This is a genomic window from Rhizobium esperanzae (genome assembly GCF_002204185.1).
GTDB lineage: Bacteria > Pseudomonadota > Alphaproteobacteria > Rhizobiales > Rhizobiaceae > Rhizobium > Rhizobium esperanzae.
Map to the genome: position 1 here is coordinate 1 of NZ_MXPU01000015.1, position 13,921 is coordinate 13,921.

At 61.1% G+C, this 13,921-nt stretch carries 12 protein-coding genes; all 12 read left to right on the forward strand.

Going from position 1 to position 13,921, the window contains the following annotated elements; genetic code table 11:
• On the forward strand, window positions 1–262 hold a 262-nt coding region (locus B5E41_RS31830), incomplete at its 5' end, for a hypothetical protein (RefSeq protein ID WP_176439453.1).
• A 356-nt stretch (window positions 263–618) separates the two neighbouring features.
• Window positions 619–957 (forward strand): hypothetical protein, encoded by a 339-nt coding sequence (locus B5E41_RS21115; RefSeq protein ID WP_011426630.1) that lies wholly within the window; start codon window positions 619–621, stop codon window positions 955–957.
• Window positions 958–1,095: 138 nt separating this feature from the next.
• Window positions 1,096–1,302, forward strand: a complete 207-nt coding sequence (locus B5E41_RS21120) for a hypothetical protein (RefSeq protein ID WP_064804680.1) — start codon at window positions 1,096–1,098, stop codon at window positions 1,300–1,302.
• A 155-nt stretch (window positions 1,303–1,457) separates the two neighbouring features.
• Complete coding sequence (locus B5E41_RS21125; protein ID WP_088395916.1) at window positions 1,458–2,261, forward strand: pseudouridine synthase; 804 nt, start codon at window positions 1,458–1,460, stop codon at window positions 2,259–2,261.
• Between the two features lie 14 nt (window positions 2,262–2,275).
• Window positions 2,276–2,971: a phosphoribosyltransferase gene (locus B5E41_RS21130; RefSeq protein ID WP_088396025.1), complete on the forward strand. Its 696-nt coding sequence runs from the start codon at window positions 2,276–2,278 to the stop codon at window positions 2,969–2,971.
• 140 nt (window positions 2,972–3,111) lie between these two features.
• Window positions 3,112–4,854, forward strand: a complete 1,743-nt coding sequence (locus B5E41_RS21135; RefSeq protein ID WP_088395917.1) for an SLC13 family permease — start codon at window positions 3,112–3,114, stop codon at window positions 4,852–4,854.
• An 85-nt stretch (window positions 4,855–4,939) separates the two neighbouring features.
• Window positions 4,940–5,884 carry a phosphoribosylaminoimidazolesuccinocarboxamide synthase gene (locus tag B5E41_RS21140; protein WP_064804684.1) on the forward strand — a complete coding sequence of 315 codons (945 nt, stop codon included), beginning with the start codon at window positions 4,940–4,942 and terminating at the stop codon, window positions 5,882–5,884.
• 108 nt (window positions 5,885–5,992) lie between these two features.
• On the forward strand, window positions 5,993–6,595 hold the full coding sequence (locus B5E41_RS21145) for a TetR/AcrR family transcriptional regulator (RefSeq protein ID WP_088395918.1): 603 nt from the start codon (window positions 5,993–5,995) through the stop codon (window positions 6,593–6,595).
• A 158-nt stretch (window positions 6,596–6,753) separates the two neighbouring features.
• On the forward strand, window positions 6,754–7,965 hold the full coding sequence (locus tag B5E41_RS21150; RefSeq protein ID WP_088395919.1) for an efflux RND transporter periplasmic adaptor subunit: 1,212 nt from the start codon (window positions 6,754–6,756) through the stop codon (window positions 7,963–7,965).
• Between the two features lie 48 nt (window positions 7,966–8,013).
• Window positions 8,014–11,124 (forward strand): efflux RND transporter permease subunit, encoded by a 3,111-nt coding sequence (locus B5E41_RS21155; RefSeq protein ID WP_064804690.1) that lies wholly within the window; start codon window positions 8,014–8,016, stop codon window positions 11,122–11,124.
• A 150-nt stretch (window positions 11,125–11,274) separates the two neighbouring features.
• Entirely contained in the window at window positions 11,275–12,711 is a 1,437-nt protein-coding gene (locus B5E41_RS21160) for an efflux transporter outer membrane subunit (protein ID WP_088395920.1), read from the forward strand.
• A 166-nt stretch (window positions 12,712–12,877) separates the two neighbouring features.
• On the forward strand, window positions 12,878–13,921 hold the full coding sequence (locus B5E41_RS21165) for a LacI family DNA-binding transcriptional regulator (RefSeq protein WP_088395921.1): 1,044 nt from the start codon (window positions 12,878–12,880) through the stop codon (window positions 13,919–13,921).

Here is a 13,921-nt window from a genome sequence, read left to right on the forward strand (position 1 = left end):
AACCAGTGTAACTTCTCTTGATAAACGTGACCGCCAAAGTCTCTTTCAAAGAACCAGCATCGCTGCCGATCCCGCAAGCTCCGCCGCCCACGTTTCTCTTTCTTCTCATCTTCAATTGTCAAAGAACCGACGACCATCAGCCGTCACCAAAACCCGCTCCAAACCTAAGCCCGAAGCAACAAACCAGCAATCGCCAATCCGCTTGAGTTTCTTCAGAACGAAAGACTTCGTCGCCAGCAGCGCCGCCGCCCTCGTTCAGTGAGTGGGCTTATAGAGCTAACCCCTTTTCTAAGTCAACACACCAAGCCAAAGTTTTTTGACATTTTTGTAACAGGTTGATTCGGCTGCTACTTTCTTCACGTTCCTTATCCACAGGCGGCGTTTTCGCGACAAATTTCCGGAGATTTCTTTATCAGCCGGTAAAAAAATCCCGAATTGCCGCTTCTAATCGGCGAAAGATTGCGTGAAAACAGCGGTTTGAGCCAATTTATGGTTAATCGAGGATTAACCCGCCGCTGGCCGGCGAGCTTTAAATTTCCGTCACAAATCAGCAGCTGCAATTTCGGAACCTATCACCGTTTGAGGTGTTGTCTTTCCCATTGAAGGAAGGAGACCCACATGGCTGCCAACACCGATGATATCAGAGCATCTGTCAGCAAGGACATCGCTGCGCTCCAGCAGGAAGTCTCTCGTCTGCAGAAGATGATTTCCGCCCAGGGCGCCGAGGCCTATTACGAAGTGCGCGGCCGCGCCGGCAAGGCATACGACGAAGCCCTGCCCCGCGCAAAAAACGCCGTCGCCCAAATCCGGGCCGAAGGGGCAGCCGCCGCCGGCGCCGCCCGCGAGCATGCGGCCGCAACCACCACCGCACTGGTGCTTGCCGGGGCAGTCGGCTTCCTCATTGGCTACCTGCTATCCGGCAATTCACAGCCGCAGCCTCGCCATTGGTGGCGCTAATCCCCCTGCATCCGCTAAAAAATCATATTTTTACGCACCCGCCGATCCGTTTTTCGGTAGGGTGCGTAAATGCTTAGGTCTTATAAAAACCAATTTTTAATGTCAGCAAGGGACCATAAAAACGAAAGGGAGGACAACATGGAAAACAAGAGGGCCAATTGCATCATTGAAGTCAGCGTCGATGGCGTTAACGGCCGTTACGCGGTCGGCATCATGAATATGCGTCAGGCACTCGAGCTGCCGGAAATGCCAAGCCTGTCCTATACCCATCCCGACCCGGCGAAGGCCGCTGCTGGCATCGTCGTCAGCCGCAAGGAACTCGCCGGCTTCATGGCCTGCCGCTAAGGCGGCGCGACCGACCGGTTTTTCGCGCAGACGGCGCTTTATCCGAAGCGCTGACGTCGTTTTGCACCCCTATCGCTCCCTGGTTTGGTTGTCATGCTGGCATCGTTGTACCGTTCGTGCCAAGAAGCGGCATCGAGACTGGACAGGGATGGCAGATGAGAGACCGGCGCCCATCGCATAAGACGCGCGAGCGGTTAAAGCCTGCCGCCGACACTGCAGGCAAGCGGGTCACCCTTCCGCGCGCCCTTTCCAAACTCGGCTATTGCTCCCGTACCCAGGCCGAACGGCTGATTGCCGAAAGCCGCGTCGCCGTCGACGGCCGTACCGTCAGCGATGCCTCTGCATGGGTCGATCTGTCGACGGCGAGGATCAGTGTCGATGGACTTGTCATTGCCGCCGAGGCGAAAATCTATCTGATGCTCAACAAGCCGCGCGGGCTCGTCACGACCCGCCAGGATCCCGAGGGCAGGCCGACGGTCTATGATTGCCTCAAGAATTTCGACGTCCCGCACCTCTCTCCGGTCGGACGGCTCGACAAGGCGAGCGAAGGCCTGCTGCTTTTCACCAACGACACCGAATTCGCCCAGACCCTGCTCGATCCGCTCACCCATGTGACCAAAACCTATCATGTCCAGATCGACCGCCTCATGGACGACGAGGAAATTGCCGCCATGACATCCGGCATCCGTCATGACGGCGAGTTGCTGACCGCCACCGCCACACGACGCCTGCGCCAGGGTGACAGGAACTCATGGATCGAGGTCGAGCTCGATGAAGGCCGCAATCGCCAGATCCGTCGTATGCTGGAGGCGCTCGGGGCCGAATGCTTGCGCCTTGTGCGGGTCGCAATCGGCGGGCTCGAACTCGGCGAACTCCCAAAAGGCGCCGTGCGTGCGCTGACCGAGGGAGAATTGCAGGGGTTGCGCCGAAGAGCCGGCATGGAAAGGGCGAGACGTTGACCGATGTGTCGGAGATGGCGCCGCATGACTTCTGGCAGGAGATCCATCCGCCCGGCACCTTTCCCGAGGATCGGGAATTCACCACTTTCTATGTCGCCACGCTGGAGGACGGCCGCCAGCTTCGCCTGCCGATACGCGTGTTGGCAGATGGCGATCACGCCCTCGCTTCGCTGATCGTCAACCAGGCGAGCTTCGCCGTCCTCGGCGCGTTGGCCGACGGTCTCGCCGAAAAGATCAGACCCATGGGCGTCGATGTCATCGCCGGTCTGCCGACGCTCGGCTTGACGCTTGCCGCCGCCGTTGCCCAGAAGCTCGGCCACGGCCGCTACGTCCCTCTCGGCACCTCGCGAAAGTTCTGGTACCGCGACGAACTCTCCGTTCCTCTGTCTTCGATCACCACGCCGACACAGGACAAGCGCCTCTATATCGATCCGCGCATGCTGCCGCTGCTGACCGGACGGCGCGTCGCCCTGATCGACGACGTCATTTCCAGCGGCGCCTCGATCGTCTCGGGCCTTGAGCTGTTGACGGCCTGCGGCATCGAACCCGTCGTTATCGGCGCGGCCATGTTGCAATCGGAGCGCTGGCGCGACAGCCTCGCAGCCGCCGGGCCGCAATGGGTCGCGCGCATCCGCGGTGTCTTCGCAACGCCCGTGCTGGAGCGGAATGCCGAGGGCCGCTGGCAGGTTTCGGCCCGAGCGAAGACATGAGATTGTTCAATCTTTGCGGGCTGGCGCCTCTGTACAGCAGATGAGGAACGACTACAGTCCGCCCAGGGCCTGTCATCCGGAAATCTGCAGCAGTTCCGGTACCGCGACATGCCGCCGTCAATGAAACACCGGATCCGCCCATGTCGTTCGAGCAAGCATCCCTGCTGATCCTTCTGGTGGCGATGCTCGTTCTCTTCTCGCTCGAGCGCATACGCATCGAGGTGACTGCGATTGCCGGCCTGCTCGCCGGCTATGCGCTCGGACTTTATCCGGTCGATCAAATCTTCGCGGGCTTCGCCAGCCCCGTCGTTATCACCGTCATCGAAATCCTGCTGATCGTCCAGGTGTTGGCACGCGCCAAGCTCTTCGACAACCTCGCGGCGCGTGTCGCAGCCGCAAGACCATCGAACTTCAAGGTCATATCAGGCGCTTCCTCGCTTGCCGGCTTTCTTTCCATCTTCATGAACAATATCGGCGCCTTTGCGATCACCCTGCCGGTGGCGCTGCGGCTTGGCGTCGCGCTCTCAATCCCCCGCCGTCAGCTCGTCATGCCCATCTCGTTTGCCGCCTTGCTCGGCGGGCTCGTCTCGCTGATCGGCACGCCCGCCAACCTGCTCGTCAGCGACGCGCTTGCCAGGACGTCCGGCGCGGGTTTTCATTTCTTCGATTTCAGCTATGTCGGGCTGCCAGTCGCAATCGCCGGCATCCTGCTCATCGCCTTTCGGGTCCGATACTTGTTTCCGGAACCTGACGCAGTGCCGGCAACGCTCGCCCAGGGCTCGCGTCGCATTGTCGTCGAACGTCGCATTCCCAATGCTTCGCCGCTGATCGGCACACGGCTTTCCGAGTGTCCGACCCGCTTCGGCATCAAACCGCACGCGCTGATCCGTGACGGCAATTTTGTGTTTGGGCCGCTCGACCAGTCAATGATCAGCGCGGGCGACGTGCTGCTTGCCGAAGGCGCCGAAGACCTCTTTGCCGGCCTTGCCGCCACACAGGCCCTGGTGGCCGATGCCCATCTGACTGGTCGGCCGCCAGATTTCACCCGGGTGGAAACCGTCGTCATGCCCGAAAGCACACTGGTGGGTTCACGCGTCAGCTCACTCGAAGTCTTCCACCATCGCGGCATCGCAGTCACTGCTCTTTCCATGCGCACACCGCGCATCGAAGGCCGCTTTCTCGATCTGCAACTGTCGATTGGTGATATATTGACGCTGGAAGGGCCGCGTACGGCAATCGCCGAAGCGCTGGAGGAAAGCGAGTGTCTGCCGCTTGCTCCGACAGCTTCAGCCGAACCGGCCCTCCTCTCGTGGCGGCCTTTCGTATTATTTGCCTGCGGCGTCGCGGCATCGGCGGCGGGCCTGCATCCCGAGGTCGCTTTTGCGGGTGTCGTCCTCGTCCTCGCTTTGCTCAATCATCTCAACATCCGCCAGGCGATGGCCGACCTCAACTGGCCGATCATCATCATGCTCGCGGCGATGATTCCTATCGGACAAGCGGTGGCCAGCACCGGGGCGGCCGAAGCGATTGCCGGCTGGCTGAGCTTCATCGTGGCGGTTAACCATCCGCTTTCCGGCATCGCCCTCATCCTCTTCCTCGCGATGGCGCTGACGCCTTTCGTCAACAACGCGACGGTCGCAATCGTGCTCGCCCCGATCGCACTCGAATTTGCAAGGATCGGGCGGCACGCACCGGACGCCTATCTGATCGCGGTCGCCATCGGCGCCTCGCTCGATTTTCTGACGCCCTTCGGCCATCACAACAACACGTTGGCGATGGGCATCGGCGGCTACCGCTTCAGCGACTTCCTGCGGGCCGGCTGGCCGCTTGCCGTCGTAACTTACGGCCTCGCTCTGTTTCTTCTGGCTCTGTTCTGGCTGTAATGCGATACTTCGGCTCGGCTTGACTTCGCCGGTAATGAAACTAGAGCAGGAAGCCATCAGCCAAATACAAGGACAGTCGAGCGCCGTGCGAATCCTCTCCGAAGCCCATTTCCCGGAACTGCCGAACTACTATCGCGGCAAGGTGCGCGAGAATTACGACCTTCCCGACGGACGCCGAATCATTATCAGCACAGATCGGCTGAGCGCTTTCGACCGCATCCTCACTTGTATTCCCTATAAGGGCCAGGTTCTGACGCAGACCGCGCGTTACTGGTTCGAGGCGACGAAGGACATTTGCCCGAACCACGTGCTCGACTATCCCGATCCGAATGTGGTCATCGGCAAGCGGCTCGACATCCTGCCGGTCGAAATCGTCGTGCGCGGTTATCTCGCCGGCACCACCGGCACCTCGATCCTGACCCTCTATAAGAAGGGTGAGCGGGAGATGTACGGCATACGTCTGCCGGACGGCATGCGCGACAATCAGATCCTGCCGGAACCGGTCATCACGCCGACCAGCAAGGAATTCGACGGAGGCCATGACGAACCGCTGACGCCTGCCGAAATCGTCACGCGAGGCCTTCTGACCAGCCGGCAGTGGGAAACCTTGTCGAAATATGCGCTCGCGCTCTTTGCCCGCGGCCAGGAAATGGCCGCGAAGCAAGGCCTGATCCTCGTCGATACCAAATATGAATTCGGTACCGATGGCGACGGCAACATCATTCTCGCCGACGAGATTCACACGCCGGACAGCAGCCGCTACTGGCTTGCCGAAACCTATCCGGCAAGTTTTGCCGCTGGCAAGCGCCCGGATAGTTTCGACAAGGACTTCGTCCGTGCGTGGGTGGCGGAGCGCTGCGATCCTTATAAGGACGAGATTCCAGAAATCCCCACCGAACTGATCGAGCAAACCTCGGCCGTCTATATCAGGGCCTACGAGGCAATAACCGGCGAGCGCTTTGTTCCAGACAATAGCGGCGAGACGCCACTTGCCCGTGTCCGCAGCAACCTCGCCCCCTATTTCCCTTGAACAGGCGACGTGCGAAAGCCGCCGGGCCTTGCATCGGCTTGGCAGTTTTCGCTGAATAGCGCTAGCATCGGCAAAAAGGGATACCGGGCGCGGCCCGGCGGGGGACGGATGGTAAGAAGGCCGAGACGCAAGGCCGAGGAAACGCGACAGGACATCCTCTCCATGGCGGAGATGCTGTTTCGCGAACGCGGCTTCGCCGCGGTGTCGATTGCCGATATATCAGGCGCGCTGCACATGTCACCCGCCAACGTCTTCAAGCATTTCCGTTCAAAGGTGGCGCTGGTCGATGCCATCGCCGGGCGACATCTCGACAATGCCGCCGAGCGTTTCGTCCCTGTCGACCAGGCCATGCCCGCGAAAGAGCAATTGCTCCGCTTCGTCCTGCGCCTGCTGGAGGGCCATCTGCAGGATATCCAGAAAAGCCCTTACATCTTCGAAATGGTGCTCTCGACCATCGACGCCAAACTCGAAGCCGGCAATCGCTATCGCGCCCGTATCGAGGAGAAAATCGGCGAGATCATCCGCAAAGGCATGGTGGAAGGACGTTATCATTGCCGCGATCCCGAGCGTGCGGCACAGACCGTCGCCGATGTGCTCGCCTGCGTGCTGCACCCTGTCCTCATCATCCGCGACGACAAGGAGACGCTGGTGCATCGTGCCGAGGAAATCGTCGGCTTCGTCGATGCCGCACTGCAAAATAGCGCTTGCTAAGTGACGGTTGCTGACTTACGTCACTTCGTAAAGCTTTTGTTAGACTCGGGATTATGGCATTTGAGGCCAAGCTCGTCCTGACGCTTATATAAGCCTGCGCTCGGCCCGGCCGGGCCCGTGGATCGAACGGCGATTGCCACCGCATGAGGGAATTCAGAATGATTCGGCGTGCCGTCCTCATCTCCTCGGCCCTGCTGGCCGGCGCATTGCTTGGCGCCTGCAGCGACAACGCCGGCAAGCCCGCGGGCAATGCCGGCGCGGGCGCCGCGCAGCAGGCGACCCCCGTTGGCGTGATCGCCCTGACGAAGGCAAGTTTCCCGATCACGACGATCCTTCCTGGCCGCGCCGAAGCCTTTCAGACGGCCGACATCCGGCCGCAGGTGAGCGGCATCATCCGCGAGATCGCCTTCAAGGAAGGCGGCGAGATCAAGAAGGGCGACCTTCTTTATCAGATCGAGGATGCACCCTATATCGCCGCCGTCGAGCAGGCCAAGGCGGCCATCTCCAAGGCCGAGGCGAGCGTGCCGAGCGCTGAAAGCAATCTCGAACGCTACCAGCGCCTCGTCGGCAGCGGCGCCACCCAGATCGAATACGAGACAGCCAGGACGACGCTTCTTCAGGCGAAGGCCGAGGTCGAATCGGCAAAGGCTGCCCTTTCCGCGGCACAGATCGACCTTGACCACACGAAGATCGTCGCGCCCTTCGACGGTGTCATCGACCAGACCGCCTACAATATCGGCAATGTCGTCTCGGCCAACCAGACGTCAGCGCTGACGACGATCCGCCAGCTCGATCCGATCTATATCTCTCTGACGGAATCGAGCACCAACCTCCTGAGGCTGCGCGATGCGATGGCCGCCGGCGACATCAAGGGCGCGGAGAACGTCGCCTTTCACCTGATCCTGGAAGACGGCAAGGAATATAATCAGCAGGGCAAGCTCGACATGTCGAAGCAGGTGGTCAGCGAGACCACGGGCACCTTCATCATCCGTGTGCTCTTTCCCAATCCCGACCGTATCGTCCTGCCCGGCATGTATGTCCGCGCAACCGTCGAACTCGGCGCCGAAACCGGTTATGCGCTGCCGCAGCTGGCGACGAGCCGTGACGCCAACGGCCGACTGACGGCGCAATTCGTTTCCGCCGACGGCAAGGTCGAAACCCGCGCCTTCGAGAACAGCTCGCCCTCCAACAATTCCTGGCTGGTGACCGAAGGCATCAACGACGGCGATCAGCTGATCGTCACCGGTCTGCAGTCGGTCGCGGCGGGCATGCCGGTAAAGCCGGTTCCGATGAAGATCAACGACAATGGCGTGGTCGTGGCTGCCGAGCAGCCCGCGGCCGGTGACGCTGGGAAGCCCGCAGCGAAGTAATCGCTGCGAGCCCGCATCGTCACCGTCTCAGCCGCATAGGAACAACCGATGGCCAAGTTTTTCATCCGACGTCCGATTTTCGCCTGGGTCATTGCGATCACCATCATGCTCGCCGGCCTTCTGGCGATCTTCACCCTGTCGATTTCGCAATATCCCGACATCGCCCCGACGACGGTCCGCATCAACGCCACCTATCGCGGCGCCAGCGCCGAGACTGTCGAGAAATCAGTGACGACGATCATCGAGGACGGCATGACCGGCCTCGACGACCTCACCTACATGACCTCGACCTCGTCGACCGGTTCGGCCAGCATTCAGCTCACCTTCGGCACCAGCATCGATCCCGACATCGCTCAGGTGCAGGTGCAGAACAAGCTGCAGCTGGTTCAATCGCAGCTCCCCGGCGACGTCATCGATGCCGGCATCAGTGTGACGCGCTCGACCTCGAGCATCCTTCTCGTCGGCTCGCTCGTTTCAACCGACGGCAAGCGCAATTCGGTCGATCTCGGCAACATCATGTCGACCTCCATCGAGGACCAGATCCAGCGCCTGGAAGGCGTCGGCAGCATCAACGTCTTCGGTTCCGGATACGCCATGCGTATCTGGCTCGATCCCTTCAAACTCTTGAAATATCAGCTGACGCCAAGCGACGTCACGGCAGCGATCCAGGCGCAGAACACCCAGGTCTCCGTCGGCTCGCTCGGCGCCCAGCCGACGATTCCAGGTCAGCAACTCAACGTCACCATCACCGCGCAAAGCCAGCTGACCACCGTCGCCGACTTCGAGCACATCATCCTGAAGGTCGAAAAGGACGGCGCGACCGTGCGCCTGAGTGATGTCTCGCGCATAGAGATCGGCCAGGAAAGCTACGGCGGCAGTTCACGCTACAACGGCCAGCCTTCGAGCGGATTTGCCGTCAACCTCGCGATCGGCGCCAACGCCATCGATACCGCCGCCCGCGTGCGGTCCGCCCTCGATGTCATCGGCCGCACTCTGCCGGAAGGCGTGAAGATCACCTATCCCTATGACACGACACCCTTTGTGGAATTGTCGATCGAGAAGGTCGTGCATACGCTGATCGAGGCGATCGTGCTCGTCTTCGTGGTGCTGCTTGTCTTCCTGCAGAATCTGCGCGCCACGCTCATTCCGACCATCGCGGTTCCCGTGGTATTGCTCGGCACCTTCGGGGTGCTGGCGGCCACCGGCTATTCGATCAATACCTTGACGATGTTCGCCATGGTTTTGGCCATCGGCCTTCTCGTCGACGATGCGATCGTTGTCGTCGAAAACGTCGAACGCATCATGTCCGAAGAGAAGCTTTCGCCGCTCGAAGCGACGGAAAAATCGATGGGCGAGATCACCGGCGCCATCGTCGGCATTGCGCTCGTGCTGACCGCCGTCTTCATTCCGATGGCCTTCTTCGGCGGTTCGACCGGCATCATCTATCGCCAGTTCTCGATCACCATCGTCTCTGCCATGCTGTTGTCGGCGCTCGTCGCCATCGTGCTGACGCCGGCGCTCTGCGCCACCATGCTGAAGCCGGTCAGCGAGCACAGGAAACACCGTGTCGGCGACTGGTTCAACCGCAACTTCACGCGCTCGACCAACGGCTATGTCAGGACTATCGGCTATCTCCTGAAGCGGCCGATCCGCGTCATGCTGGTCTTCCTTCTCGTCGGCGCCGGCTGCGCCTATCTCTTCACGAGGCTGCCGAGTTCCTTCCTGCCGCAGGAAGATCAGGGCGTGCTGCTGACCATCGTCACGACACCGCCAGGCTCGACGACGCAGCAGACGCAGGCCGTCGTCGAGAAGGTGGAAAACTATTATCGCGAGAATGAGAAGGATGCCGTCGAATCCGTCTTCGGCGCACTCGGCTTCGGCTTCAGCGGCTCCGGCCAGAACAGCGCCATCGTTTTCACCAAGCTCAAGGATTTTTCGCTGCGCACTGATCCAAATCTGAGCGCCCAGTCGGTTGTCAACCGGGCGCTTCGCAGCTTCTTTGCGATGCGCGAGGCACAGGTTTTCGCGCTCCTGCCGCCGGCGATTCAGGGCCTCGGCGTTTCGAGCGGCTTTTCCATGTATCTCGTCGATACCGGCGGCCACGGCAACGACGCGCTGACGGCGGCTTCCAAGCGCCTGATCCAGATGGGCAACAGCTCGGGCAAGATCGTGGCGCTACGCAGCAGCAACAAGGAAGTCGAGCCGCAAATGCGCATCGTGCTCGATCAGGAAAAGATCGGCGCCATGGGCGTCGACATCGCCTCTGTCAATTCGATGCTGTCGATCATCTTCACCGGCCGCGACGTCAACGACTTCACGCTGAACGGCGAGATCAAGCCGGTCTATGTCCAGGGCGACGCGCCCTTCCGCATGCAGCCGGACGATCTTAATCACTGGTATGCCCGCAACACGGCCGGCGAGATGGTGCCCTTCTCCGCCTTTACCAAAACCGAATGGGTTAAGGGCGCACCTTCGCTTGCCCGCTTCAACGCCGTCAGCGCGATTCCGCTCGATGGTGCTGCCGCGCCCGGCGTGTCCTCCGGCGATGCCATGAACGAAATGGAAGCGCTGACCGAGCAACTCGGCGGCGGTTACACGGTCGCCTGGCAGGGCATTTCCTATCAGGAGCGCCTTTCCGGCTCACAGGCGCCGATGCTCTATGCAATCTCGGTTCTCGTCGTCTTCCTCTGCTTGGCAGCGCTTTACGAGAGCTGGTCGATCCCCTTCTCGGTAATCATGGCAGTGCCGGTCGGCGTCCTCGGCGCTCTGGCGGCGGCAACACTCTTCGGCCAGGCCAACGATGTCTATTTCAAGGTCGGCTTGCTCACCACGATCGGCCTGGCGGCAAAGAACGCGATCCTGATCGTCGAATTCGCCAAGGATCGCATGGAAAGCGGCAAGGGGCTTTTCGAAGCGACACTGGAGGCGGCGCGGCTGCGCCTGCGGCCGATCATCATGACATCGCTTGCCTTCATTCTCGGCGTCGTGCCGCTGGCGATCGCTACGGGCGCGGGCTCGGCAGCCCAGAACGCCATCGGCCTCGGCGTTCTCGGCGGCATGCTATCGGCAACGATGCTCGGAATTTTCTTCGTGCCGTCCTTCTACGTCGTCATTCGACGCATCTTTGCCACACGCGACAAAAATGCGGCAGGAGTGTGATATAAATGCACTGTGATAATGCTGTTTCGATTGCTACATTGCGCCCGACTGCTTCGGTGTGTGTGTTTGTGGTAGGACGAGGCGCGGCTGCGATAGTGAAGCATGAAGCTTCGGACAAGAATTGACTTGCTCGAGTACAGGATGAAATGAATGGTATCTCTTCGTTTTGCCACACCGGCATTATTGTTATTACTGTCGGGCTGCGTTGTTGGCCCGGATCATGCTCCTCCTGAAATGCCGCTGCCCGCCAAATTCGGAGAAGGCGGCACGAAAAGTGTAGGTGACGTTGCTACCGCAGCCTGGTGGACCGCCTTCAACGACCCCAAACTGAATGGCTATGTCCATGCGGGCCTCGAGCAGAACCTGACCGTCCAGCAGGCGATCGAGCGCATCAATGCGGCCTCTGCAAACGTCACCACCGCCGGCGCAGGCGCCCTGCCGAACCTGAACGTCGGCGCTTCGCACACGGTCAGCGGTCAGAAGGGCGAACTGCGCTCGCAGTTCGACACCCGCAACACCAGTGCCGGCGAAGTCCAGCTGACCTGGCTGCTTGATCTCTTCGGCCTCTACAAGCGCAGCACCGAAAGTGCTCTCGCCTCGCTTGATTCCGCATACGCATCCGCTGACGTCGCCAAGCTGACCCTCGTGCAGGATCTCGTCTCGAGCTATATCGATGTTCGCTATTATCAGCAGCGCCTGGCGCTTTCGAAGGCCAACCTGAAGTCCCGTCAGGAAACCTACGAACTGACCAAGTTCCAGCTTGAAGCCGGCGCCGCCTCGCGCCTGGACGTCGTGCAGGCCGAAGGCCTCGTACAGTCGACGCTCGCCGAAATTCCCGGCCTCGAAACCAACATCCGTATATCAGCCCATCACATCGCCACGCTGCTTGGCCTGCCGGCCTCGGCCCTCGTCGACGAGCTGCTGAAGGGTCGCGGTCAGCCGGTCTTCCGTGGCGGCATCAACTCGGGCATCCCAGCGGACCTGATCCGTAACCGTCCCGACATTCGCGTCGCCGAGCGTGATCTCGCCGCCGCAACGGCCAATATCGGTGTTGCCGAGGCGCAGCTCTATCCGAGCATTTCGCTCAGCGGCTCGATCTCGCCGTCCTACATCAACCAGCGCGGCATCCATGGCGACCTGACCCCCTGGTCCTTCGGCCCGACCCTCAACCTGCCGATCTTCGATGGTGGCCGTCTGCGCGCCAACGTCAAGTCGGCGCAGTCCACTGCCGCAACCGCCTATCTCAACTGGAAGTCGACTGTGCTGACCGCTGTCGAACAGGTCGAGAACGCACTCGCCGCTGTCCGCCGCGACGCCCGCACGGTCGCGGCCCTACAGGCTCAGGTGAAGACCACGCAGGAAACCCTCGAACTGTCGACCGCGTCCTACAAGGACGGCGCCTCCTCGCTGCTCGACGTTCTCGATGCGCAGCGCCAGGTCTCGCTTGCCCAGGCAAGCCTTGCCCAGGCCGTCCAGCAGATGGCCAAGGACTACGTCTCGCTGAACATTGCGGTCGGGGGCGGCTACGCGCCCGGCGGCAAGACCACAGCAGCGGTGACGCCGGCGCCGGCAAGGGCCAAGAGCTGATCGGCATTTCGCCTTCCTGGAAATACAAAACCCCGCGATCGCCTCGCGGGGTTTTTTTCATGCCGGACAAATCCCGGAATAATCGCGCACCAGACGAATTTAGATTCGACAAGCAGAAACGGCTGCTATAGGACTGATTAAACGATTAATCAGAATATTCCTGACCATGGCTTCATCGCGCTCCGGACCGAACCTCAGCAGGATAGCGACCTCGCTCGGCGTCTCCATTGCCACGGTCTCGAATGCGCTTTCCGGTAAAGGCCGGGTCTCGGGGCAGCTGGTCGAACGGATCCGCGAACACGCCGCTGAACTGGGCTATGTCCCGAGCCAGGCCGGCCGCGCGCTCAGGACCGGCCGCAGCGGCGTGCTCGGCCTGGTTTTGCCCGATATCGCCAACCCTCTGTTCCCGAAGATCGCACAGGCGATCGAATTTGCCGCCTCCGCCGCCGGTTACGGCGTGCTGATCGCCGACTCCCGCGGCGATGCTGCCGCCCAGACCGAGGCGATCAATCGTCTCGTCGAACGCGGCGTCGACGGCATGGTCATTATTCCCCGCCGCGCCACCCGCATTTCGTCCGCCGCCTGCCCAGTCGCTCTCATCGACACCCCCTCGACGCCAGGCAACACCGTTTCCGCCGACCATTGGCAGGGCGGCCGCGAAATCGCTCTCCATCTCGCGGACCTCGGCCACCAGCGCATCCTCATCATCGGCAACAACCAGGAATCCAGCGTTCAGAACGACCGCGCCGAAGGGATTCGCGCCGGTATGCACGCGGGCATGCATGCCGAAACGCTGTGGATCGGGAAGGTGGAGCAGGATGGCGGCAGCGGCTGTCCGCTCGGCCTTGCCGAAAAGGTGCGGGAGGGTTTTACCGCTTTCGCGGCTCTTTCCGATCTGCAGGCATTGCGCGCGCTGACCGAGCTGCAGCAGGCCGGCATCAGCGTTCCCGGCGATGCCAGCGTCACCGGCTTCGACGACCTCATCTGGTCGCCTGTTGTCACACCGTCGCTGACGACGGTCAGGATGGACATGGATAGAATTGCCGGGATTGCCGTGTCGGCGCTGGCCGATACCATCAGAAAAAACCGCGCCCGGGAAGGCGTGCTCGTTACCGCGGACATCGAACGCGTCGCGATGCAGCTGATTGTCCGCCAATCGTCCGGGCCTGCGAGCCCGGCACCAAAAACCTCAGAGATGGAGAACATGTAA

Excerpts from the sequence above, each read along its gene's own strand:
- B5E41_RS21115 (WP_011426630.1), top strand. The coding sequence starts at position 619 with ATGGCTGCCAACACCGATGATATCAGAGCATCTGTCAGCAAGGACATC.
- B5E41_RS21120 (WP_064804680.1), top strand. The coding sequence starts at position 1,096 with ATGGAAAACAAGAGGGCCAATTGCATCATTGAAGTCAGCGTCGATGGC.
- B5E41_RS21125 (WP_088395916.1), top strand. The coding sequence starts at position 1,458 with ATGAGAGACCGGCGCCCATCGCATAAGACGCGCGAGCGGTTAAAGCCT.
- B5E41_RS21130 (WP_088396025.1), top strand. The coding sequence starts at position 2,276 with ATGGCGCCGCATGACTTCTGGCAGGAGATCCATCCGCCCGGCACCTTT.
- B5E41_RS21135 (WP_088395917.1), top strand. The coding sequence starts at position 3,112 with ATGTCGTTCGAGCAAGCATCCCTGCTGATCCTTCTGGTGGCGATGCTC.
- B5E41_RS21145 (WP_088395918.1), top strand. The coding sequence starts at position 5,993 with ATGGTAAGAAGGCCGAGACGCAAGGCCGAGGAAACGCGACAGGACATC.
- B5E41_RS21150 (WP_088395919.1), top strand. The coding sequence starts at position 6,754 with ATGATTCGGCGTGCCGTCCTCATCTCCTCGGCCCTGCTGGCCGGCGCA.
- B5E41_RS21155 (WP_064804690.1), top strand. The coding sequence starts at position 8,014 with ATGGCCAAGTTTTTCATCCGACGTCCGATTTTCGCCTGGGTCATTGCG.
- B5E41_RS21160 (WP_088395920.1), top strand. The coding sequence starts at position 11,275 with ATGGTATCTCTTCGTTTTGCCACACCGGCATTATTGTTATTACTGTCG.
- B5E41_RS21165 (WP_088395921.1), top strand. The coding sequence starts at position 12,878 with ATGGCTTCATCGCGCTCCGGACCGAACCTCAGCAGGATAGCGACCTCG.